The organism is Campylobacter concisus (assembly GCF_902460575.1).
Lineage (GTDB): Bacteria > Campylobacterota > Campylobacteria > Campylobacterales > Campylobacteraceae > Campylobacter_A > Campylobacter_A concisus_AW.
The window spans coordinates 537,227-560,800 of sequence record NZ_CABPUY010000001.1; the positions used below are offsets into that span (position 1 = coordinate 537,227).

Below are 23,574 nucleotides of genomic sequence, written 5' to 3' on the forward strand. Positions count from 1 at the left end.
AATTTTTCATATTTCAGCTTCTGTGTCAAATTTACACAATTTATTTCTTATTTGATAAATTTTAGAAATTTCTGCAAATTTAGCATATTTTTTAAATTCCTATATATTCGGCTTTTTAATTTTTATATAAAATATAACTTAAAATTAAAATTTATTTTTTAAATAAAGAATTTTTCATAAAAGATTAAGTTTTGCGCTAGTAATATTACTCAAAATAAATATGCAAAAAATGCATAATTAGAAGGAGAAAGTGATGAAAGAAGGCAAAGTCATCTGTCCTTATTGCGGGACAGGCTGTCAAGTAACCTTGCACGTGGAAAACAACGTCGTTCGTGCCGCTACTGGCGTCGAAGACAATCCAGTCAATCAAGGAAATTTATGTTTAAAGGGCTTTTATGGCTGGGACTACGTTGCAAGTCCAGACAGACTTACAAAGCCACTCATTAGAAAGAAAAACGGGGTCTTTTCAAAGGACGGTGAATTTGAAGAGGCCAGCTGGGACGAGGCGCTTGATCTTGTCGTAGAAAAGATGAAAGAGGCAAAAGAGAAATACGGCCCTGACTCATTAGCAGGAAATTTCTCAGCACGCTGTACACTTGAAGACAACTACGTCGCTCAAAAGCTAATGCGTGCAGTCATAGGCACAAACAACGTCGACCACTGCGCTAGAATTTGACACGCTCCGACAGTAGCAGGACTTGCTAAAACAATCGGAAACGGAGCTGCCACAAATAGCTTTACAGAGATTGGCACTTATAGTAACTGTATATTAATGATAGGCTCAAACCCAGAAAATGGTCACCCAATCGCAGCTATGCACATCCAAAGAGCGCTAAACCGCGGTGCAAAACTGATCGTTATCGACCCTATCAAGACTGAGTTTGCAAGTAGAGCAGACATCCACTTGCAATTAGAGCCTGAGCACAACATCCCTGTTATCAACGCACTTCTTTACACTATCATCGAAGAAGGTCTTGTAAATGAGGAATTTGTAAGAGATCACACAATAGGCATCGAGTATGTCAAAGAAGCTGTAAAAGACTATGCTCCAGAAGTTGTAGCAAAATACACAAGGCTAAATCCAGAGGATATCAGAGCAGCTGCTAGAATGTATGCCACCACAAAACCAGCCGTCATCACTCACGGCATGGGCGTAACTCACTTCAACCACGGCGTTGGCGGAGTTTGCGATGTATCAAATTTATTCTTGATCACTGGCAATATCTGCGAGCTTGGCACAGGCGACTTGCCACTTAGAGGTCAAGAGAATGTTCAAGGCTGCTGCGATATGGGCGTTTTACCAAACATATTCCCAAATCTTGGCTCAGTAACTGACCCAGAGCAAAGAGCTTGGTTTGAGAAAATGTGGCACCTAGAACCTGGATTTTTAAACTCAAAGATAGGTATCCATAAAACTGAAGTACCTGATGCGATCCTTGATGGCAGAGTGCATTTCTTCTGGACTATCGGCGAAAACCCAGTCATCTCTGAGCCAAACACAAACCACTTCTTAAAAGGCATCGCAAATGTCGATTTCTACGTGGTTCAAGATCTATTTTTAACTGAGACTTCACTAAAAGCTGACGTGGTACTCCCTGGCGTTGCAAGTAGCGAAAAAGAGGGTCTTTACACAAACGCAGAGCGCCGTGTCCAGCACAACGAAGCAGTCATCACACCTCCGGGTGATGCTAGACAAGACTGGTGGATCGTTTGCGAGATCGCACGTCGTTTGGGCGCGACAGAGGGCTTTAACTTCAATTCACCAGAAGAGATTTGGGAAGAAGTTAGAAAATGCGACCCTAGACGCTACGGCGGTATGAGCTACTATAGACTTAAAAAATATCACGGACTTCACTGGCCATGCCCAACTGAAGATGATATGGGCGGTCAAAGCCTCTATCTTGATAAGAAATTCTTTACACCTGATGGCAAAGGTCGCTTTGTGCCATGCTTATTTGTGGATAAGGCTGATGAGATCGAGAGTGCAAAACTTGAGTTTGCTAAGAAGATGAATATGTCGCCTGAGTATCCTATCATGGCTGGTTCAGTCGATGAGAAGACTGACGCTGAGTATCCGATACAGCTTTTAACTACAAGAAAAGTCTATCAATACACCGTTGGCACCATGACAAGACGCTCACGTGCCATCGAAGAGGGCGGAGATAGCATCGGACCTATCGCTGAGATGAGCCCAGCACTTGCAGAAAGATACGGACTAAAACAAGGCGACTTTATCAAAGCTTGGAGTAGATACGGCTACATCGTCGTAAAAGCTGAAGTAACTGACATCGTGCCTGATGGCATCATCCAGATGACTTTCCACTACTGGGAGAGCTCTTGCAACGAGCTAACAAGCAGCGGTTGGGACTACATCAGTAAGACTCCGACATTTAAAGCAGCTATCCAGATCAAAAAGATCGATGAAGAGGAATTTTTACGAGTTCGCGAGCTAAAACGCGAGAAATTCCAAACTTCAAAGATCATCTACGATGACTTCCACCACCACGGAAACGCAGCGATAAATGAGTAAATTTAGCGGGTAACTCCCGCTAAATTTCTTTACTATTAAATTTAAATTTCTAGTTTTACAAATCCTAAGATATCACTTGTTTTTATATTTTTTTAATTAATTTTATAAGTTTCAAGCGATTATTAAGCAGATCAAAACTGATTTTTAGTCTTTAATTTTAAATTTTTATTATTTAAGCCATATCTATATTAGAAGTTTTTGGGGCATTAGTTTTATAAAGCATGCCCTAAATATTTGAGAATAAAATAGCTTTTTCAAAAGAGAATTTTACTTAAACGCCAAAAAGCTCATAAAATTTCCCCATTTAAATGTGCTCTCGACACGCTTAAAGCCAACATTTAGGGCTAAGTTTCTATTTTCTTCTTCAGTGTATGGCACAAGCACATTTTCAAGCGCCTCTCTTTTTTGGGCGATCTCGTAGCGTGAGTAGCCTTGCGCTTGCTTGTAGTCCTCGTAAATTTCTATGACGCTTTTAGTGAGCTTTTTATCTTCAAAGATGATCTTTTCGCTAAACAAAAAGACGCCATTTTCATTTAGTCCGTTATAAATTTTTTGCACCAAATTTGCTCTTTTTGGTGGTCTTATAAACTGCAATGTATAGTTTGCCAAAACAGCGTCAAAGCCCTCTAGCTCGCACTCTAAGATGTCGTCTAAGATAAATTCAATATCAGCCCCATAAGCTTTTGCCTTGTTTTTTGCATTTGCAAGCATCGCCTCAGAGTTATCCACGCCGCTTAGCACGAGGTCGTTTCTAAGGTTGTTTAGCAAAAGCAGGCTATTTGCTGTAGAGCAGCCAAGGTCACACACGCTTGCCTCTTTTGGCAAAATTTTAGCCAGCAACTTTGCGTTTAAATTTGAGCTCACGTCATAAAACGGCACCGAGCGCGAGATCATATCATCAAAAACGCTCGCCACAAAATCATCAAATTCAAACTGCTTGCTTATAGGCTCTTTAAAAATTTCATCTCTCATATACCAGCTCCGTATCCGTCAAAGTATCTCATCGTCTCCCCAAAAAAGAGATCGCACACGCCCACGCACTGCCTAGCCTCGTTTATATCGCGCTTTATCTGCTCTTTTAGCTCGCTTAGAGAATTAAATTTTTTATTATCTCTTAGGCGTTTTATGAAGCAAACGGCAACGTGCTTTGTCACCTTTGGTGCGACCTCGTCTAAGATGTGCGTCTCGACACTAAAATTTCCATCCGTGCTAAGTCTGTTGCCTATAAAAGTGACCGAGCCATAGGTGTATGAGCCCATTCTCGTTCTTGTCGCATAGACGCCCTCGCGCGGCAAAAGATAGCTTTTTATATCTAAATTTAGCGTAGCAACCAGCTCTTTTGCGCCGATGCCCTGCCCTTTTATCACGTTACCCTCGATCGAGTACTCCCTGCCTATTAGCCTGTTTGCCTCATCGATGTTGCCTTGACGTATCAGCTCTCTAATGGATGAGCTATGCACGCCCATGCCGTCATAACAAACCTCGTCAACGACGACCACCTCGCCATCAAAAATCCTCTTCAGATCGTGCTTGTCCCACGCTCTGTTTCTGCCAAATCTAAAATCAAATCCAACAACGATCTTTTTTAAATTTTTAAAATCCCTCTTTAAAAGTGCGATAAATTCCTCGCCGCTAAGCCCTTTTATACTCTCAAAATCATACAAGAAGCAAGGATAGTTTGAGTACTCGGCTCGCTTTAGCTTTGGCGTGATGTTTGCCTTATTTTTGTCGATGACGACAAGTCCGCCAAACTCGCCAAGCTGTTTTAAAAGCTGCTTGTGCCCCCTATGCACGCCGTCAAAGTGCCCTATCGCAACGGCAGTGATATTATCTTTTGTTAAAAGCGTAGAAAAATTCGGCATTTCCTTCCTTTCCCTTGACCTCACACTCTTTGCAAGCTATCAGTTCAAATTTTAAGCTACTTGCTAGCACTTCAAAGCGCTTCATCGCTAAATTTACAGCCTTAGTGTCGGTGACAACACCTTTTTTATTGCGTTTTACGCCAACGCCCACTTCAAACTGCGGTTTAAAAAGCGTTATGATGAGCGAATTTGCACTTGCTAGCTTGCAAATAGCTGGTAAAATTTCAGCCAAAGAGATAAAGCTCACGTCACAGGTTATGAGATCAAATTTGCTTTGATTTTGCTTTGCAAACTCCCTGACGTCAGTTTTCTCATAAATTTTCACTCGCTCATCGCCTCTTAGGCTGGCGTCTAGCTGATCAGTGCCCACATCGACGCCAGTCACGCTCTTTACGCCACGCTCAAGCAAAATTTGCATAAAACCGCCAGTTGAGCTGCCGATATCAAGTGCGTTTTTGCCAGCTAGGTCAAATTTCATCGCCTCCAAAAAGCTCTTTAGTTTAAGTGCGCCTCGCCCAACGTAAATTTCATCAAGCAGTGAAATTTTAGCCTCGCTAACTTCGCTTGAAACCTTGGTGCAAATTTCGCCATTTGTTAGCACCTTGCCGCCCTTTATCAGCTCGCTCGCCTTATTTCTACTGATGTTTAAAACGCTTGCGACGTAGTTATCAAACCTCAAGTTTTAGCCTCTCATATTCGCTCTCGTCGATCACCAGCACGCCCAGCTCATTTGCTTTATCAAGCTTGCTGCCAGCCTCCTCGCCGGCTAGCACGAAGTCCGTTTTTTTAGAAACTGAGCCAGAAACCTTTGCGCCAAAACTCTCAAGCTCCGCCTTTATCTCATCTCTTGGGCGACTTAGCGTGCCAGTTATAACGACCGTCTTGCCACTTAGCGCATTTGAGATGCTCTGCGTCTGCGTCACGTTTGGCTGCACGATCTGGCTTAGGGCTAAAATTTCCGCTCTATTGACCTCGGCAAAGTCGATTAAACTATTTGCCATCTCCGCGCCAAAGCCCTCAAGCGAGACAAGCTCAGCAAAGCTAGCATCAAGCCAGCCTAGTCCAAAGCTACTTGCTAGCTTTTTAGCCGCCACCTCGCCGATGTGCTCGCAGCCAAGACCGGTGATAAAGCGCGATAGCTCCGCACCTTTGCTAGCCTCAATGGCATTTAAAAGGTTATTTACCTTTTTCTCTTTAAAGCCCTCAAGCGCCATGAGATCATCAAATTTAAGGCTGTAGATGTCTTTTATGCAAGCGATCAGCCCCTTGTCAAATAGCAAATTTACGATCGCGTCGCCAAGGCCGTCTATATTTAAGCATTTTTTCGATGCGTAGTGAATTATTGAGCCCACCACTCTTGCCCTGCAGCTTAAATTTTGACACTTTACAAAGACACCTTCATCAAGCAGGTGTGAGCCGCAAACTGGGCAAAATTTAGGCCTATCAATCGCTTGCTCACTGCCATCTCGCCTATCTTTAAAGACCTTTGTTATCTTTGGTATCACATCTCCTGAGCGGATGATGCCAATGTAGTCGTTTTTCATAACGCCAAGGCGCTCTATCTCGTCAAAGTTATGAAGCGTGGCGGATTTTATATTGGCTCCGTCTATATTTACCTCATCAAGCACGCCAACAGGCGTTACTACGCCGCTTCTGCCAACTTGAAGTGCTACGTCTTTTAGTCTAGTCACCTTTTCAATGGCTGGAAATTTAAACGCCACCATAAATTTTGGAAATTTGACCGTGTAGCCCAGCTCTTCACAGCGTGCAAGGTCATTTACTCGTATCACCATGCCATCCATCATCACGCTCTTTGCCTCACGGCTTGCCAAAAGTTCGTTATAGGCGGCCTCAAGCTCATCTTTTTTTAAAATTTTAAAAAAATCATCCCTCTCAAAGCCAAGATCACGCACAAATTTCATCACCTCGCTGTGATCTTTTAGCCCAAGGCTCTGCTCGCCCACGCCCCAAGGTATGAAAAGTAGCTTTCTTTTTGCAGTGACTGCACTATCAAGCTGTCTAAGGCTTCCAGCAGCTGCGTTTCTAGGGTTTGAAAGTGGCGCCTCGCCATTTTTTGCGCGCTCTGCGTTTAGTAGCTCAAAGTCATCTTTTCTTATGACGACTTCGCCCCTTATTTCAATGAGCCCTTTGTAGTTAATGCTCTTTAAAACAGAATTTATCGTCCTTGCATTTTGCGTCACATCCTCGCCTGTAACGCCGTCGCCTCTTGTGATCGCCCTAACTAAAACGCCATTTTCATAGAGTAAATTTAGGCTCGCTCCGTCAAATTTTGGCTCAGCGACAAAGGTCAAATTCTCTTTATCGCCACGCTTTAGCCACGCATCAAGCTCGCCAAGGCTAAAGATATCCTCCATGCTCCACATGCGCTTTATGTGGCTTGCCTTGCTAAAGCCCTCTTTTACGCCTCCGCCCACTCGCTTAGTTGGCGAAAATAGCGAAATTTCACTTGGATTTGCCTGTTCATAATCAAGCACCGCATGATATAGTGCGTCATACTCCTCGTCGCTTGCAAGTGGCTCGTCCTCGTCGTAGTAGGCCTTTGCCCACGCATTTAGCGTGTCAACCGCTTTTTCATACTCTTGTTTTGTCATTTTAGCTCCAAATTTACACCGCATTTTATCTTAAACATACTTTATAAATGATCCAAATTTAGCTCTCTTACGTCACAAAGGTGGACATTTTTATAGACCTTTGCTATCTCGTCCCTCGCCATCATCAGCGCGAAGCCAAGTAAATTTTGCCCTCGCCACTTCATAGGATTTTGCGCATTTTCATCGCTTGCACTCATGCCTATGCCCCAAATTTTATCAACTGGGCTTGCCTCGACTAAAATTTTACTCCCAGTTTGAATTAAAAATTCACGCAAAGGGGCATTTTGGCTAAATTTTAGATAGCTCGCATTTAGCACGACGCCAAATTTGACCTCGTCCCATATCTTAGCATCAAAGCCTCGCACCTGCCTGCCAAGCGCCTTCATCTGCGCTGGATCTTTGGCGGATAAAATTTGCTCCAAAGCATCTTTATCGCCAAAACACTGAGCCTTTTTAGCCATCATATATTGCTCAGCGCAAATGTATCTAGTTTCATCTTGCCAAAAACTAGAGCCATACCACTGACTAAGACAGCTGGCGCTTAAATTTGCACTCTTTTGATGACCCCAAAATAGTAAAAATTTATCCGCCTTGCCAGCGTTGTAGCGCTTTTTAAGCCACTTTAGATCATATCTAGGCTCTCGCTCCCAAAAGTCTATGACAAAGTCACCATTTATAAAAAGCGTGCTTTCGTCGCCTCCAAGCCTCTCATCCCAGTATCCACGCCACGTCGCAGGCTCAGCGAAGAGCTGTTCGTATTGACGTTGCTCGTCTTGACTTAGCGTTTTTAGCCACTCGTTAAATTTAAACTTATAGTCCTCGCCAGCGCCCATTCTCCAGCCGATGGAAAATGGATCAATGCTTGGAAATTTGATCCAAGGTGGCGGAAGTAAATTTCTCATCTAGCCTCTTTTTAGCCAAGCGCCCTACCAAAGCGTGGCTTGGTTCATCGCCTCGTGCATATCAAAAAGCTGCTTGTGCTCGGCTACATCGTGCGTTCTAATGATCTGCGCGCCGTTTTCGTAAGCTTTTAAATGCAGATAGAGCGAGCCTGGCAAGCGGTCCTTGACCTCGCTTTTATAGTAGTGATTTATGACTGATTTGCGGCTAGCGCCGACTAGCAGCGGGTAGTCAAATTTCAAAAAATGCTCCAAATGCTTAATAAGCAGTAAATTTTGCTCAGCCGTCTTGCCAAAGCCGATACCCACATCAAGCACTATCTTTTTAGCGCCAAGCTCCCTTGCAAGGGCTATCTTTTGCTCGAAAAAGTCTGAAATTTCACCGATTAAGTCGTTATACTTTGGCGCAATCTGCATGGTAGCAGGATCTCCTTGCATGTGCATCATACAAAACTCGGCATCGTATCTTGCAGCAAGCGTGGCTAAATTTGCATTTGCTGTGATGTCATTTATCATCTTAAAGCCGTGATTTAGCGCAAATTCTAAGCAATACTCATCAAAGCTATCAAGGCTAAATTTCGCCTTTTCATGTAAATTTAGCCTATAAATTTCTTCTATGATATCTTTTATGCGCCTAAACTCCTCCTCACGTCCGCAATACTCGCTCCCTGGCCTTGAGCTAACGCCGCCAAGGTCGATATAGTGGGCTCCTGCTTCTATCATGGCTTCGATTTTTGCTATGCCATTTTGTGTATTTATGCGGCTTTGCTCGTTAAAACTATCTGTGTTGATATTTGCAACGCCCATTATAAGAGGCTTTGCTGGCTTTGTAAATTTAGTCTCTAAAAAACCTGCAAGCTTTTTAAGTCCAAAGTCTTGTAGCTTCTCTTTTTTTGCTAACTGCCTAAGCTGCGCATTTGTCGCCATTAGCAAGGCTTTATTTAGGCTCTCGCGACCCAAGATCGTATCATTATGCGTCACAAGCTCGGCGCCGACACTTAGTGCGTCTTGCTTTAGGATATTTGCCGCTGGGGTCTTTATCTCGTCAATGAAGATAAAATTTATCTCGCTCTTTTCTTGCATGAGCTTCGCGCCAGCCGGACTTGGCGAGACGGCCTTGCAAATTTGATCAAAGTCGCTTTTGTTATTTATCTTATAAAATTTCAACGTCGTCCTTTCTCAAAGATAGTAAGCAAAAGAGGCGTCAAAACGGCGTGAGACTTGGCGTTTAGATCGGCAAGCTTGATGAGCGAGAAAAAATACTCCATCTCCTCGCCGCTAAATTTATACCCGCTATCAACCGCCTTTGTCACGATAGCGCCCACAAGCTCTTTTAGCTCGTTTTTACCAAATTTTTGCGCCTGCTCCTCTGCTATCTTTTGATCAATAAAGCTTGTTAGCTCTTTTAGGCTGAGCGATTTTAAATTTAGCTCCACACTCATTTTTGGCTTTTTGGTGAGCTTATTTTCTATTAGCATCCTCGATCTGATCGTTGGTAGAAGCAAATTTTTACTCTGCGTTACTATTATAAATTTGATGTTTCTTGGGGGCTCTTCAATGATCTTTAAAAGTGCGTTTTGAGCCTCGGTGCGAAAAGACTTCGCCTCTATGACTAAAATTTTCTCATCTTTTTCGGCGATGTAAGCTTCAGCGATGACCTCTTTTGCATTTTCTAGTAAAAAATCATCGCTTATAAAAAATCTTAGATTATTTACGCCAAACTCAGCTTCAAGCTTGGCTTTTAAATTTTCAAAATCGCTTGTTATGACGATTTTATTAAGCATTTAGAGCATCACCTTTGCAAATAGCACAGCGTCTATGCTCTTGTCAAAAAGTTTGTATAAATTTAGAAGTTTGATGTCTAAGTTTTCATCGCTCGAGCTTAGCGTGAAGCTATTTTGCGCCTGCTCATCAAAGAGCCACATATAGCTGTTTTCATCAGTCTTGGCTAAATTTGCACGCTTGTCTATGCTCTTGCCGATGTAAAAAAAGATGTAGCCATTTGGAAAGGCAAGGCTTAGCATATCTTTTAAAAGCTGCTTTTGCTCGTTTGTCTCGACGCTGTCAAAGGCTGGATAGAGCGATCTTAGGCTAAAAAATGGCAAAAATGGACGCTCGCTTTTTGTGCGGTTGATATTTCTTAAAAGATAGTTTTCAAACCACTCTCGCTCATCGTCGCAGATGACTATAAAAGCCTTGCTATCAAGCAAAAATTTAAGCCTAGATGCAAGCAAAGGCGTCCATTCGACGCGCTTCTCCTCCATCCAGCTCATATATCTTTCGCTTCTTATAGTCTCAAGCGTCCATTGGATAAAATCTTGCATTATTTATCTAACTTATACGCATCGTGAAGTACGCGAACTGCGAGCTCGCCATATTTTTGATCGACGATCATTGAAATTTTTATCTCGCTTGTTGAGATCATCTGGATATTTATCCCCTCTTTTGCAAGCGTCTCAAATGCTAGACATGCTACGCCGCTGTGGCTCTTCATGCCTACGCCGATAACCGAGACTTTCACGATCGCATCGTCATACTCGACATGTTTTGCAGCTGAGAGCTTTTGCATAGTCTCTTTTGCTAGATCAAGCTCGTTTTGTGGCACTGTAAAGCCTAAATTTGTCGTTCCGTCGTGTCCTACGTTTTGGATGATCATATCTACATTTATATTTTGATGAGCTAGAGCTGTGAAAATCTCAGCTGCGATGCCAGGCTTATCGACTACGCCTCTTAAAGTTACTCTTGCTTGATTTTTATCTAGTGCTATACCGCTTACTAAAACCGCTTCCATATTATCTTCCTTTGCTATTAATGTACCTTCGTTGTGGTTAAAACTGCTTCTTGTGATTAGTTTGACATTTAGTTTTTTTGCTAGCTCGACTGAGCGATTTTGAAGCACTTTTGCCCCAGCAGAGGCAAGCTCAAGCATCTCGTCATAGCTTATCTTTTCTAGCTTTTTTGCCTTTTTTTCTATCCTTGGATCAGTCGTATAAACGCCATCAACGTCGGTAAAAATTTCACACAGATCAGCTTCAAGAGCACCTGCTAATGCAACCGCACTAAGGTCACTTCCGCCTCTACCAAGTGTCGTGATATCGCCTTTGTCGTTTATGCCTTGAAAGCCTGCTACGACGACGATCCTGCCAGCTTTTAGCTCAGCTTTTAGCCTAGTGGTGTCTATCTTTTCTATCCTAGCTTTTGTATGAACATCATCAGTCATTATCCCAGCCATAGCACCTGTTAGCCCTACGCACGCATAGCCTTTTGCATTAAGTGCAATCGTCAAAAGTGCGGTGGTTACTTGCTCCCCAGAGCTTAAAAGCATATCAGTAGCAACGCCGTCTGGGTGCTTTGAGAAATACTCACTATATTCAACCAATTGATTTGTAACTCCACTCATCGCAGAAACTACCACAACCACGTCAGCGCCGCTCTTTTTAGTCTCTATGACCCTATTTGCCACAGCTTCGATGCGCTCAAGCGTGCCTACGCTAGTTCCGCCAAATTTTTGAACGATTAACATCAAAAATATCCTTTCTCTTTAAAATAACTCAAAACTTTGTCATAAATAGGCTTTTTGAAGTGATTTATCCCCTCTAAAGCCTTGTTGATATCTACAAATTTATACTCGCTAAACTCTGGATGCTCAGTCTTTAAATTTATGCTCGCACCATTTTTAAGCCTAACTAAAAAGTACTTTTGCGTCTGCCCATCAAATGGATAAAATCTCTTTGATGCATTTGCTGGAAAGTCGTAGCTAAGCCAATCAGGATACTCTTCTAAGAAGTCAAATTTATCAGTTCCGATCTCCTCTTTGAGCTCCCTTTTTAGCGCTTGCTTTGGACTTTCGCCTTCATCTATGCCACCTTGAGGAAACTGCCAGATATCGTCCATATCAACCCTTTTTGCGACTAAAATTTCGCATTTAAAAGGGTAAGAGCTAGACAAAATGACAGCTGCTACATTTGGTCTATATTTTTTTTGCATGTTTTTTCCAAAAAAATTTTATTTGAGATAATAACGAAAAAGAGTTAAGAGATAGATAAATGAAAGCTACTTTTAAACTGCACTAAATGCCAAATTTCTTATAATCGCCAAAATTTAAAAAAGAGAGAAATTTGCAAGTTTATATCCACGTGCCATTTTGTGAAAGCAAGTGTCCTTACTGCGCTTTTGGCTCAAGCGATGACGAATTTAACAAGGTTAGCGCCTATTTTAAAGCGCTTTGCCTTGATCTAAATTTTCAGCTAAAAAGCCAAAATGTAAAAGAAATTTCAACCATTTTTTTTGGCGGCGGCACACCAAGCGCGGTAAATGCTAAGTTTTATGATGAAATTTTTAGCATTTTAGCTCCACTTTGCACGCCAGAAACTGAGATCACATTTGAGGCAAATCCAAATTCTGCAAATTTAGCTTGGCTAAAGCATATAAAAAATTTAGGCGCAACCCGCATAAGCTTTGGCGCTCAAAGCTTTTTTGAAGATAAGCTTAAATTTCTAGGGCGCATACACAGCAGAGAGCAAATTTTTAAAGCGGTTGAAAATGCCCATGCAGCTGGCTTTAAAAATATAAATTTAGACCTCATCTATGACACTAAATTTGATACCAAAAAGCGCCTTTTGGCTGAGGTTGAAAGCTTAAAAAGCCTTGCTATCACACATCTTAGCGCCTACTCGCTCACGCTTGAAGAAAACACCCCATTTGCTGGCAAAAAAAGCTATAAAAAGGATAGCGACACTTTGGCTAAATTTATGATAGAGCAGACCCAACGAGCTGGCTTTAGGCAGTATGAAATTTCAAATTTCGGAGAAATTTGCAAGCACAATCTTGGCTACTGGCAAGGCAAAAACTACCTTGGTGTGGGGGCTTTTAGCGTGGGCTTTGTGGATGGCACTAGATACTACGCCAAAAATAGTATAGACGCCTACATCACGCAGCCAACGCATAGAGAAAGAGAAATTTTAAGCCCAAGCGAGCTAGTAAGAGAGCATATATTTTTAGGGCTTAGAAGCATCGTTGGCGTAGAGGCTGGGCGCTTAAATGAGGCTCAGAAAAAAAGATCAAATTTACTTGTAGAAAATGAAAAACTACTCTTTAAAAATGGCAAATTTTACAACCCAAATTTCTTACTAAGCGACGAGATCGCACTCTTTATCGAGGGCTAAATTTATAAAAATTTGAGCAAAGTCAAGATAAAATACAAAGCTTAAATAAAATTTAACAGAGGCAAAAATGTTTGGAATGAGTTTTTCTGAGATCTTGGTCATCGCCGTGATCGCCGTGCTAGTTTTGGGCCCTGACAAGCTACCAAGCGCTATGGTGCAGATCGCTAAATTTCTAAAGATGTTTAAAAAAGGCATAAATGACGCAAAATCAACATTTGATCAAGAGATGAAGATAGCCGAGCTAAAAGAGGATGCTCAAAAATATAAAGAGAGCATAGCCCAAAGCGCTCAAAGCGTGCGTAAAAAACTCACTTTTGAAGAGCTTGACGAGATCAAGAAAAGCGCAAGCGACGTCACTGAGAGCATTCAAAACGTCGTAAGCGACACCAAAAAAACGGTAGAAAATATACAAAATCCAACAAATTTAGTTAAAGATGCGATCTTAAACGATAAAAAAGAGGCGTGATGTTTGAAGAGCTAAGACCCCATTTGATCGAACTTAGAAAGAGGCTTTTTATAAGCATAGTAAGCGTTTTTGTCTGTTTTGGCATCTGTTTTACATTTTGGAATCCACTGCTTGCATGGATGAGCGAGCCGCTAAAACAGGTCTTGCCAGCTGGCTCGAACATCATCTTTACGCAAATTCAAGAGCCATTTTTCACTGCGATGAAGGTCGCCTTTTTTGCTGGCTTGGTGCTTGCTTTACCTATCATTTTTTGGCAGTTTTGGCTATTTGTCGCACCTGGACTTTATGATAATGAAAAAAAATATGTGATCCCATTTGTCCTCTCTGCTTCATTTATGTTTGCGTGCGGGGCGGCGTTTTGCTACTACGTGGTCATCCCACTTGGCTTTACATTTTTGGTAAATTTTGGCGGCCAGCTCTTTACAGCACTTCCAAGCATAGGCGAGTACGTGGGCTTTTTTACAAAGCTACTGATCGGCTTTGGAATTTCATTTGAGCTGCCAGTCATTACATTTTTCTTAGCAAAGATAGGCCTTGTCGATGACAAGATGCTAAAAGACTACTTCAGATACGCAGTAGTCGTTATCTTCATCTTCGCAGCCATCGTCACACCACCAGATGTTATAAGCCAAATTTTAATGGCACTGCCACTCATCGGACTTTATGGAATTTCTATCATAGTCGCCAAAAGAGCCGGTAAAAGCGACGATGATGAACAAGATAGCGACACAAACAGCGACGCAGGCGATGAGTGATATAAACGATATCTCAAGCTACGACTACTTTTTGCCTAACGAGCTCATCGCAAAAGAGCCAGTTTTGCCAAAAGAAGAGGCAAGACTGCTTGTTTATTTTAAAAAAACAAAAGAGATAAAACACTATAAATTTAAAGATCTAGCCAGCCTCATCCCAGATGACGCGGCGGTCATTTTTAACAACACAAAGGTAGTTAAGGCCCGCATTTTAGGACACAAACAAAGTGGCGGAGCTTGCGAAGTGATGCTAAATCAACCTCTTAATGATAATAAATTTAGCGTCTATATAAGAGGCAAAGTAAGTGTCGGTAGCGTTTTAAATTTCGCTGATAGCATAAAGGTAAATGTGCTTGAGCTAAATGATGATGGCTCAAGGGTGGTAAATTTCACCAAAAATGGCGTTATTTTAGATACCGCGCGACTTTTTAGCGAGCTAGAAAAGATCGGCCACGTCCCACTCCCTCCATATATCAAAAGAGCTGATACAAAGGATGACGAGAGCTGGTATCAAAGTATATTTGCTAAAAATAGCGGCGCAGTGGCAGCCCCAACAGCTAGCCTGCACTTTAGCGAACAGATGCTAGAGCAGATAAAGGCAAAGCACGAGATCGCCTACATCACGCTTCATGTGGGAGCTGGGACATTTAAGGGCGTGGAGTGCCAAAACATAAATGATCATAAAATGCACTCTGAGTTTTATGAGCTAAGCAAAAAAGCTCAAGAGATCATAAACTCAAATAAACCTATCCTTGGCGTTGGTACGACGGTTACTAGATGCGTTGAAGAGTTTGCTAGAAGCAAGCAGCCAAGCGGCTTTTGCAAGCTATTTTTAAATTTAAATAATAAGCCTATCAGGCAAAACTACCTTTTAACAAATTTTCATCTGCCAAAATCAACGCTGATCATGCTAGTTACTAGCTTCATAGGGCTTGAAGAGACGATGAGGATTTACGAAACGGCAGTTAGCGAAAAGTATAGATTTTACTCTTATGGCGATGGGATGCTTGTGATATGAAAAACGTCGATTTTGTCGCACAAATGGAGCTTTTTTTAGAGGCACTTTTTAAGGACGCAACCACTAGAGATAACGCCATCGTCTTTAACTACAACCCAAACTACCCACGCTATCTAAGCTTTGAAGCGCATAAGCTAATAGGCGCGATCAAAAATTTAAGCAAATTTTACCTAAATGACGTAAGCAACTCAAAATTGCTCATATCCTTTACTCTAGTAAGCTACAGCCTAAGTTTAGTGCATTTTGACATACATATAAGATGCACTTCATGCCCGCAAAAGCCAAATGAGAGGCTAGTAAAAGAAGCTGGAGAGCTACTAAAAGAGCTAAATGCCAAGATGAGCGAAACTGAGGACGGCTTTAGCATAAGCATAAGCGTGCCACTGCCAAAAAGCGGGACATTTAAAAGGCAAAGCGTAGAGATAGCAAGCCTCTTAGGCAAAAATGCGATAATAGCTTGCGATGACGAAAATTTATTTTTAACGCTCAGTCATGAACTAAGCTTTACAGGGCTAAAGCTTAGCAAACAAAAGAGCTTTGAGAGTTTAAATTTACACATAAAAGATGCCATTTTTAAGCCAGACATCATCTTCGTGCAAAAGGAGTATCTAAGCGATAAAGCAAGGCTTGATGAGATGCTAACTTATCAAAAGCTTAAGAATTTCTACATCGTCATCATCAGCAAGGATGAAATCAAAAGCATCAAAAGCGAGAAGATGACTACGCTTAGACAGCCATTTACTAGCGATAGCTTGCACGAGACTTTGGGGGTAGTGGCTAGAAATTTATAAAATTTTTAGGTATCTCTTTAAGATGATAGTGGCTGAGACGCTATCAAGCCTGCCATCTCGCTTTGTGTTTGTGTAAATTTCACTTGCCTCGCTGCTGCTAAAGGCCTCGTCTTGATAGACGATATTAGCCTGCACATCAAGAAGCGAGACAAAATGCTCTATGCGCCTTCTCATCTCATCTTCGCTACTGCCTCCGATTGGCACGCCTACCACTAGCGTGTTTGGAGCGTATTCATTTACTTTTTGGCTTACATCTCTTGCGGCTTGATTTCTATTTTTTCTAAGCACTGGCTCAAGTGGCGTCACGACCTCGCCAAAGCCAAAAGCAAGCCCTATGCGCTTTAGTCCAACATCGATCGCCATAAATTTCTCTCTCATAGCGCGCTTTTTACTCTTAAATTTGAAATTTCAACTAGCCCGTCAAGCTCGTATTCATAGATGATCTCGCCAAATTTAGCCAATGCTTCATCAAGGCTAACGCCGTTTTTACAAAATTTCAATATCTCGTCGCTTGTTTTTTCTTGCTCTTTTACCTCGCCAAAAAATGAGGCAAATTTAACGTAATCATCGATAAGCTCGGCCTTTTTGCTAGCCAGTAAGGCATTTGTCCCATTGCTCTCATTTATGCGCTGAGGCAGGACAAAAAGAGGGATTTTAAGCTCATTTGCAAGCCTTGCACTTTGCATCGAGCCACTTCTTAGATCAGCTTGTGCAACTACAAGAGCTTGCGCAAGCCCCACAACTATGCGGTTTCGCTCTAAAAACCTATACGCAATCGGTGGCTCGCCCTCGTCATACTCACTTAGAGCCAAGCCGTTTTCATAAATTTCTTTTATCGACGCCCTATTTTGCGCTGGATAGATGATGTCAAGTCCATTTGCAAAAACGCCGATAGTTCGTGGCATGGCAGCCTTGTGCGCCGTGATATCCACACCGATAGCCCCACCACTTACCACGCAGACATTTGCGCTTTTTAGCGCTGCGCAAAGTGCCGTGACACACTCTTTTGTATAGACACTTGCCTTTCTTGAGCCAACGACTGCTACTTTTGGCATGCTAAGAAGCGAGGTGTCGCCTATGAAATTTAGCTCTTTTGGGGGATTTTTTAGCCTATTTAGTGCCTCTGGGATGATTTCAAGCTTCATAAAATATCTTTTAGATAAACAACTTCTACATCTTTTAAGATGTTGTTTTTGCTAGCTTTTATCACTGCGATCGTGTTTTTCTTTGGATGTCCGATGGCGATCGCGTAGCCTCTTTTTTTGGCTAAATTTACAGCAGCTACAAGCTCACGTCTGACAGCGCCAGCCGATGGATCATCATCTAAAAATATATCTCTTGAAATGTAAGGCTGATTATACTTTTTAGCAGCCCTTGCCACTGCTGTTTGAGCGATCGTCTTACTATCAACAAAGATAAAGCCCTGCTCTATCAGCGCTCTATATGCCTTGTCCATCGCGTCATAATCGCTCGTGAAACGCGATCCCGTGTGGTTGTTTGTATATTTTGCGCGCGGGAAGTCTTTGCGTATCTTTTTTATCTTCTCAAGCATGCTCTCAAAGCTCTCATTTATCGTGAGCGTGCCTATCTCTGGGCTATCAAAGTGCTTTGCCTGCATCGGCAGATGTATCATATAAAACTCAAATGTTCTGGCGATATTTGGCGTATCTGGGTGGGTTTTTGTCGCTGGGAAAATGGACGGAGTTATCTTTAGACCGATTGATTTTACCATGCTAGCATGCTCAAATGTCGCCACATCATCGATTATTAGCACTAGCTTAGCACGCCCTTTTACGCTGCTATTTGGAGTAAATGGCACCGCAGCGAAGTCATCTTTTTTCGCGCTCTCTTTTTGCGGTTTTTCGCTGTAAATTTGCTTTTTAGTTTTTTTATCTGGCTCAACCTCACTTTTTTTAGTAGGCTCTGGTTTTAAAATTTCACTATGCTTTAAATTTTCTTTTATGCTTAAATTTGCTTCAGCGCTTTTGTTTTGCTCTGTTTTTATCTCATTTTTGCCTGCGTAAAATGGCTCGATTACTTGCTCGACCTTTAATTCTGGCTTTTCTTCGCTCTTTGCTTCATGGCTTGCATCTACGCTGCTTTGCATATTTTTATATAAATTTGCAAGTAGATTTTTCGTATCGTTTTGCTCTTTTTTTGGCTCTTCTTTTTTAGTTTCTACTTTTACTTCAGGTTTTATCTCAGGAGTTATCTTTTTTTGCTCTTTTGGCTCAGTTTTTGGCTTTAGAGCAAGCTCACTTTTGTGTTTAGGATCGGTAAAAATTTTACTTAAATTTTCATCTTCATCAAATTTTAGAGGGTATTTTCTCTTCTCATACTCTTGTTTTTTATCCTTGCTAGCAACTTTTTGCTCAGCTTTTTTTGAAATTTGCTTCTCGCTCTTTGACTCATTTACTTTGCTTATCTGCTCAACATCTTTGTTTTTGATGCTAAGAGCTGCGATAAGTGCCACTATCAAAATAGCTGCAATGACACCGATACCAAGGAAAATTTTATTATGAGAGCGACCTGCACTTTTTTTTGCAGGGCGCTTCTTTGTAGTCTTTTTTTCGCTCAAGGCTTAGTTTTTGCTTTGATCTATAAGTTTGCCGTTAGTTATCCAAGGCATCATTGCGCGAAGTTTTTTGCCAGTTTTATTTAGCAAGCTTCTCTCAGCTATACCGCGCTCAGCGTTCATTCTAACATATCCTGCTTTTCTCTCTAGGATGAAGTCTTTTGCAAATTTACCATTTTGAATTTCTCTTAAAACTTCTTTCATAGCTTTTCTGCTCTCTTCGCCAACTACTCTTACGCCACTTACGTAGTCGCCGTATTCAGCTGTGTTTGAGATAGAGTAGCGCATATCAGCCATGCCACCTTGATACATTAGATCAACGATTAGTTTTAGCTCGTGTAAGCACTCAAAATACGCCATCTCAGGCTCATATCCAGCCTCTACAAGCGTGTCAAAGCCAGCATTTACAAGTGCGCAAAGACCACCGCAAAGCACAGCTTGCTCACCAAATAAATCTGTTTCAGTTTCATCTTTAAATGTTGTCTCAATGATGCCAGTTCTACCGCCACCTATACCGCAAGCATAGCTTAGAGCGATCTCTTTTGCCTTTCCACTTGCATTTTGCTCAACAGCGATAAGATCAGGTATGCCACCACCTCTTAAAAATTCGCTTCTAACTGTGTGTCCTGGAGCTTTTGGAGCGATCATGATGACGTCTATGTTTGCTGGAGCTTTGATCTGTCCAAAATGAACATTAAAACCATGTCCAAATGCGATAGCAGCGTGATCTTTTAAATTTGGCTCGATCTCATTTTTATAAATTTCAGCTTGAAGCTCATCTGGTGTTAGGATCATAACTACATCAGCGCCTTTTGTAGCTTCGCTTACAGTTTTTACTTCAAAGCCCTTTGCCTCAGCTTTTGCCCAGCTTTTGCCACCTTTTGCAAGACCGATTACGACACTTACGCCATTGTCTCTTAAATTTTCAGCGTGTGCGTGACCTTGTGAGCCAAAGCCAATAATCGCTACTTTTTTACTCTGAATAAGGCTTAAATCGCAGTCTTTATCATAATAAACACTTATAGCCATTGTTTCTCCTATTGTTAAATTTTGGCGAGATTATACATTTTAGCAACAAAAACGTTGCTGAAAAAGAGCAAAAAAGTATCTTTAAGTTTTATGCTGCAGCTTTTTGCTATAATGTGACAAAATTTTTAACCAAAAGAGTCACTTTACATGAATGAATCAATCTTTAAAAAAATCAAAGCGCTTCCGCCACTAGACGACACTGTCATACAGATCCAGCGCCTACATGCTGACGAAAATAGCTCGATAAATGACCTCACAAAAGTGGTCGAAAAAGACCCTATGCTAACAGCAAATATCTTGCGTTCAGCAAACTCGCCACTTTACGGATTTTCTCAAGAGATCACAACTATCGCAAGAGCCATTTCACTTTTTGGCATGGCTACTATCCGCGGTTTTGCGCTATCAAGTGCCATTAAAAAGACCTTTTCTATAAATTTAGAGCCATACGACATTACCGCACAAGATTTTTTAAATATCTCAATCATGCAAAATGCTTTGATGTATCACTGGTACTCAAAGATAAAACCTAAAAATCTAGAAATTCTCTCTCCTGCTTCATTTATGCTAGAAGTTGGCAAGATCGTTTTAGCACATGAGCTCACAGAAAACAATCAAGTTGCTGAGTTTAAAACAAAGTTAAAACAAATCTCATCTACCTATGATCTTGCGCTTTTAGAGTCAGAAATTTTAGACATCACAAACGAAGAGGTCACAGCTAAAATTTTTGAGCAGTGGAATTTAGAGATCGAGCTCGGAAATTCTATACTCTACTCAAACACTCCAGAAGAGGCACCTGATCATATAAAAGAGTACGCAAGAGCGTTAAAAGTAGTAAAAACAGCGGTTAATATCTTTAACCAGCTTGATGATGTGAGCGTAAATAACGCAACACTTCTTATAAACGAATATGGCTTTGAGAGAGATACATTTTTAATGGCTGTTAGCAAAGTCAAAGACAATTTGTGAAAGAATTTTTAACATCACTTCTCGTTGGCATCAAAGAAAAAGAGATATCAAACGAAGATAAAGAGATCTTACGTAATCTCCTAAATCTTGGTGCCGTAAGCTTACATAAAGATAAATTTTACCTAAACAACGGCTATGTCTGCGGCAAGCTAGACATCAGCCAAAACGCAACTGGCTTTATCATGCCATTTGACAAGCGCTTCAAGCAAGATATCATCGTCGAAAATAAAAATTTAAACAACTCTCACCTTGGCGATATCGTGTTAGCAAAGCTTTTGCCGCTTAAGAAAAAACGTCAAAGCGCTAAGATAGTGATGAGCCTAAAGCTTGCAAATGAGACTAGCGTGGTCTATACAAAACGCTTTGGAGCGGCCATTTTAGGGGTAAATTTAAAAACTGGGCTAAGCACAGCCCTAAAGGCAACTCAAAAAAGCCTAAAGATGCTCCCGCTTGGGACGCTACTAAAGATAAACAATCTAAACAACGAAATAGTCGAGGTTTTGGGAAATTTAGAAGATCCGCTAAGCGATGAGAAAATTTCGCTTGCTATTTATAATAAAAATGATAAATTTAGCGAAGCATGCGAGCTTGAAGCAAAGGCATTTGGCGATGAAGTCGATGCTAGCATGTATCCAAACAGGGTTGATCTAAGAAATTTAGAGTTTTGCACGATCGATCCAGTCGATGCCAAAGACTTTGACGATGCCATATATTTTGATGAAAAAAAGCGCGAAATTTACGTAGCAATCGCCGATGTAAGCGAGTATGTAACCGCATATAGCGCCATTGATAGCGAGGCTAAAAAAAGAGGCTTTTCTATCTACTTTCCGCACATCTCAGTGCCGATGTTGCCGCGCGCGCTTAGTGAAAATATCTGCTCACTAAAGCCAGACGTGCCACGCCTTGCATTTTGTTTTAAAATTTCACTCGATGCAAACAACGAGGTTAAAAAAGAGGAGCTTTTTGAAGCGATCATCCTTTCAAAAAGGCGCTTTAACTACGATGAGATCGATGAAATTTTAGAAGGTAAAAGAGAGTGTGAAATTTCATGGATCAAGCCACTTTTTAAACTCACCACGAAGCTTCGCAAAAAAAGGCTTTTGCACGCATTTGACTTTAGGACAAAAGAGCTTAGAATGGGCCTTGATGAAGAGGGTCAAATTTCGCAAACTAGGTTTGAAAGCGACTCCGACTCGCACAGACTTGTTGAGGACTGCATGCTTTTAGCAAACAAAGCCGCAGCAAAGCTCATCACAAAGGGCGTTTTTAGAAACCACGCATCGCCTGATTTTAAAAAGATAGATACCTTGCTTGAGGACTTGCAGCTTTTGGGGCTTGACTTTACCTACGAGAGCGACCTTGCAAATTTGATAAGAAAGATCCAAGCAAAGGCCGATGAACTAGGCAACCGCGAAGAGATAGACAAGCTCATCATCAAGTCTCAAAAAAAGGCTGAATATTCAAGTGAAAATTTAGGCCACTTTGGGCTTGGATTTGACAGATATACACACTTTACAAGCCCTATTAGACGCTATTCTGACCTTATTTTGCACAGACTTTTAAAGGCTAAAATTTCAAAAGATGAGAAGCTTTACAACTTCTTACTTTTAAACATCCAAAGCACATGCGCAACCTTAAGCGAGCTTGAAAGAGAGGCCGACAAGGTAGCTTACGACTTTATGGATAGGAAATTTGCGCGCTGGGCAGCTGCAAACATCGGCAAAGAGGTGCGCTGCTACGTGAGCGAAAACCAAAATGTCTTGGTCGCTAAGCTTGATGATTACTTTGTTGGAGCTAGGATTTTCATCACTGGATACAGCGCAAATTTACTTCAAAAGCTTGTCGTAAAGATCACAGAGGCTGATATCGCGAGTGCTAAAATTTTTGCAAAAGTGGTAAGAAAGATCGATGTATAGAAAAGATTTGGAGCTAAATTTAGCAAATGCAAATTTAAGCAACTACTTCTTGCTTTTTGGCGCGGACGAGTTTCAGATCGAGCTTTTTGGCAAAGAAATTTTGAGCTTTTACTCAAGCGAAGATGCAAATTTATTAAGCCTTTATTTTGACGAGTACAACTACGCGCAAGCAAGCTCTCACCTAAGCGAGCAGTCGCTTTTTGGCGGTAAAAATATACTTTATATAAAAAGCGACAAAAAGATCCCAGCAAAAGAGCTAAAAGAGCTCATTTCGCTTTGCTCAAAGAGCCAGAACAACTACTTTTTGTTTGAGCTTTACGAGGCTGATATGAAGCTAGTTTTTGATACGCAAAAGGCTTTTGGGGCAAATTTTGCTAGATTTTTTAAGCCCTCAAACCCAGATGAAGCGATAAATTTACTAGCCAAAAGCTCAGCTAAAATAGGCCTAAACATAACCAAAAACGCACTTTATGAGCTTTATTTTACGCATAATGAAAATTTATACCTCGCAGCAAGCGAGCTAACAAAACTAAAGAGCCTAAACACCCACATCGAACAAGATGATGTAAAAAGGCTGGTTTTTGGACTTGGTGGGATAAATTTTGATGATTTTTTCAATAAATTTATGGCTCTAAAAGATATAAAAAACGACTTTTTTACCTACTTAGAAGATCCAAATTTTAATGAAATTTTACTTCTAAACTCACTTTACAAAGCTTTTTTTAGGCTGTTTAAAATTTACTCTTACATCAAGATAAATGGCCGCTTAAATTTAGACGAAGCGATCGGCTATCAGCCGCCTGTAAATGTGGCAAATTTACTAAAAGCAAATAGCCTAAAGCTAAGTTTAAATGCCTATTTGGAGATATTTAAAACGCTAAATTTAGCCGAGCTAGAGCTAAAAACAAATACAAAAATGGATAAAGAAATTTTCGTTTTATCAACCATTTTAAACCTCCAGCACCTCATATCAACAGCAAATATTAAGTAAAT

At 41.2% G+C, this 23,574-nt stretch carries 23 protein-coding genes; 9 read left to right on the forward strand and 14 right to left on the reverse strand.

Annotation, left to right across the window (positions count from 1 at the left end; translation table 11 throughout):
* Nucleotides 1-253: 253 nt before the first annotated feature.
* Nucleotides 254-2,530, forward strand: a complete 2,277-nt coding sequence (fdhF, locus tag F3G76_RS11080; RefSeq protein WP_080655749.1) for a formate dehydrogenase subunit alpha — start codon at nucleotides 254-256, stop codon at nucleotides 2,528-2,530.
* A 267-nt stretch (nucleotides 2,531-2,797) separates the two neighbouring features.
* Here fdhF and cmoA read toward each other — a convergent pair whose 3' ends face one another.
* Genes cmoA through F3G76_RS02735 form a run of 10 tightly spaced genes read right to left on the reverse strand, consistent with a single transcriptional unit; the run spans nucleotide 2,798 to nucleotide 11,890 of the window.
* Nucleotides 2,798-3,502, reverse strand: a complete 705-nt coding sequence (gene cmoA, locus F3G76_RS02690) for a carboxy-S-adenosyl-L-methionine synthase CmoA (protein ID WP_149705843.1) — start codon at nucleotides 3,500-3,502, stop codon at nucleotides 2,798-2,800.
* Nucleotides 3,499-4,392, reverse strand: coding sequence for a bifunctional riboflavin kinase/FAD synthetase (locus tag F3G76_RS02695; protein WP_021084382.1), 894 nt, complete (start codon nucleotides 4,390-4,392; stop codon nucleotides 3,499-3,501). The genes cmoA and F3G76_RS02695 overlap by 4 nt, the downstream gene beginning before the upstream one ends.
* The gene (gene tlyA, locus F3G76_RS02700) at nucleotides 4,358-5,071 is read right to left on the reverse strand and encodes a 23S rRNA (cytidine-2'-O)-methyltransferase TlyA (RefSeq protein WP_149705844.1); all 714 of its coding nucleotides are present in this window, start codon (nucleotides 5,069-5,071) and stop codon (nucleotides 4,358-4,360) included. Before tlyA ends, F3G76_RS02695 begins: the two co-directional genes overlap by 35 nt.
* A complete protein-coding gene (gene ligA, locus F3G76_RS02705; RefSeq protein WP_149705845.1) occupies nucleotides 5,061-7,004 on the reverse strand; it encodes an NAD-dependent DNA ligase LigA in 1,944 nt (647 codons plus the stop codon). The genes tlyA and ligA overlap by 11 nt, the downstream gene beginning before the upstream one ends.
* 41 nt (nucleotides 7,005-7,045) lie before the next feature.
* Nucleotides 7,046-7,906 (reverse strand): riboflavin biosynthesis intermediates N-glycosidase, encoded by an 861-nt coding sequence (ybiA, locus tag F3G76_RS02710; protein WP_149705846.1) that lies wholly within the window; start codon nucleotides 7,904-7,906, stop codon nucleotides 7,046-7,048.
* Nucleotides 7,907-7,930: 24 nt separating this feature from the next.
* Complete coding sequence (folP, locus tag F3G76_RS02715) at nucleotides 7,931-9,070, reverse strand: dihydropteroate synthase (RefSeq protein ID WP_149705847.1); 1,140 nt, start codon at nucleotides 9,068-9,070, stop codon at nucleotides 7,931-7,933.
* Nucleotides 9,067-9,687: a DNA polymerase III subunit delta' gene (locus F3G76_RS02720; RefSeq protein WP_009294157.1), complete on the reverse strand. Its 621-nt coding sequence runs from the start codon at nucleotides 9,685-9,687 to the stop codon at nucleotides 9,067-9,069. The genes folP and F3G76_RS02720 overlap by 4 nt, the downstream gene beginning before the upstream one ends.
* On the reverse strand, nucleotides 9,688-10,227 hold the full coding sequence (locus F3G76_RS02725; protein WP_004317778.1) for a HobA family DNA replication regulator: 540 nt from the start codon (nucleotides 10,225-10,227) through the stop codon (nucleotides 9,688-9,690).
* Complete coding sequence (locus F3G76_RS02730; protein ID WP_149705848.1) at nucleotides 10,227-11,426, reverse strand: aspartate kinase; 1,200 nt, start codon at nucleotides 11,424-11,426, stop codon at nucleotides 10,227-10,229. The genes F3G76_RS02725 and F3G76_RS02730 overlap by 1 nt, the downstream gene beginning before the upstream one ends.
* Nucleotides 11,426-11,890 (reverse strand): RNA pyrophosphohydrolase, encoded by a 465-nt coding sequence (locus F3G76_RS02735; RefSeq protein WP_021087786.1) that lies wholly within the window; start codon nucleotides 11,888-11,890, stop codon nucleotides 11,426-11,428. The genes F3G76_RS02730 and F3G76_RS02735 overlap by 1 nt, the downstream gene beginning before the upstream one ends.
* Before the next feature lie 131 nt (nucleotides 11,891-12,021).
* On the opposite strand from F3G76_RS02735, the gene hemW reads away from it, so the two are divergent.
* From hemW to F3G76_RS02765, 5 genes are all read left to right on the forward strand, one after another.
* On the forward strand, nucleotides 12,022-13,068 hold the full coding sequence (hemW, locus tag F3G76_RS02740; protein WP_149705849.1) for a radical SAM family heme chaperone HemW: 1,047 nt from the start codon (nucleotides 12,022-12,024) through the stop codon (nucleotides 13,066-13,068).
* Nucleotides 13,069-13,135: 67 nt separating this feature from the next.
* Nucleotides 13,136-13,534: a Sec-independent protein translocase protein TatB gene (gene tatB / locus F3G76_RS02750; RefSeq protein WP_149705850.1), complete on the forward strand. Its 399-nt coding sequence runs from the start codon at nucleotides 13,136-13,138 to the stop codon at nucleotides 13,532-13,534.
* Entirely contained in the window at nucleotides 13,534-14,289 is a 756-nt protein-coding gene (tatC, locus tag F3G76_RS02755; RefSeq protein WP_103634270.1) for a twin-arginine translocase subunit TatC, read from the forward strand. Before tatB ends, tatC begins: the two co-directional genes overlap by 1 nt.
* The gene (gene queA / locus F3G76_RS02760) at nucleotides 14,282-15,304 is read left to right on the forward strand and encodes a tRNA preQ1(34) S-adenosylmethionine ribosyltransferase-isomerase QueA (protein WP_149706000.1); all 1,023 of its coding nucleotides are present in this window, start codon (nucleotides 14,282-14,284) and stop codon (nucleotides 15,302-15,304) included. Before tatC ends, queA begins: the two co-directional genes overlap by 8 nt.
* The gene (locus tag F3G76_RS02765; RefSeq protein WP_149705851.1) at nucleotides 15,301-16,095 is read left to right on the forward strand and encodes a hypothetical protein; all 795 of its coding nucleotides are present in this window, start codon (nucleotides 15,301-15,303) and stop codon (nucleotides 16,093-16,095) included. The genes queA and F3G76_RS02765 overlap by 4 nt, the downstream gene beginning before the upstream one ends.
* Here F3G76_RS02765 and ruvX read toward each other — a convergent pair.
* From ruvX to ilvC, 4 genes are read right to left on the reverse strand one after another with little or no spacing between them, the layout of a single operon-like run.
* Entirely contained in the window at nucleotides 16,090-16,473 is a 384-nt protein-coding gene (gene ruvX / locus F3G76_RS02770; RefSeq protein ID WP_004317765.1) for a Holliday junction resolvase RuvX, read from the reverse strand. The genes F3G76_RS02765 and ruvX overlap by 6 nt on opposite strands.
* Nucleotides 16,470-17,240 (reverse strand): DNA-processing protein DprA, encoded by a 771-nt coding sequence (gene dprA, locus F3G76_RS02775; protein WP_149705852.1) that lies wholly within the window; start codon nucleotides 17,238-17,240, stop codon nucleotides 16,470-16,472. Before dprA ends, ruvX begins: the two co-directional genes overlap by 4 nt.
* Entirely contained in the window at nucleotides 17,237-18,673 is a 1,437-nt protein-coding gene (locus F3G76_RS02780) for a divergent polysaccharide deacetylase family protein (protein ID WP_149705853.1), read from the reverse strand. The genes dprA and F3G76_RS02780 overlap by 4 nt, the downstream gene beginning before the upstream one ends.
* 3 nt (nucleotides 18,674-18,676) lie before the next feature.
* Nucleotides 18,677-19,699: a ketol-acid reductoisomerase gene (gene ilvC, locus F3G76_RS02785; RefSeq protein WP_103608584.1), complete on the reverse strand. Its 1,023-nt coding sequence runs from the start codon at nucleotides 19,697-19,699 to the stop codon at nucleotides 18,677-18,679.
* A 147-nt stretch (nucleotides 19,700-19,846) separates the two neighbouring features.
* Between ilvC and F3G76_RS02790 the strand changes: the two genes are divergently transcribed.
* From F3G76_RS02790 to holA, 3 genes are read left to right on the forward strand one after another with little or no spacing between them, the layout of a single operon-like run.
* A complete protein-coding gene (locus tag F3G76_RS02790) occupies nucleotides 19,847-20,665 on the forward strand; it encodes an HDOD domain-containing protein (protein WP_012140069.1) in 819 nt (272 codons plus the stop codon).
* Nucleotides 20,662-22,581, forward strand: coding sequence for an RNB domain-containing ribonuclease (locus F3G76_RS02795; RefSeq protein ID WP_149705854.1), 1,920 nt, complete (start codon nucleotides 20,662-20,664; stop codon nucleotides 22,579-22,581). Before F3G76_RS02790 ends, F3G76_RS02795 begins: the two co-directional genes overlap by 4 nt.
* Nucleotides 22,574-23,572, forward strand: a complete 999-nt coding sequence (gene holA, locus F3G76_RS02800) for a DNA polymerase III subunit delta (RefSeq protein ID WP_149705855.1) — start codon at nucleotides 22,574-22,576, stop codon at nucleotides 23,570-23,572. The genes F3G76_RS02795 and holA overlap by 8 nt, the downstream gene beginning before the upstream one ends.
* Nucleotides 23,573-23,574 lie beyond the last annotated feature (2 nt).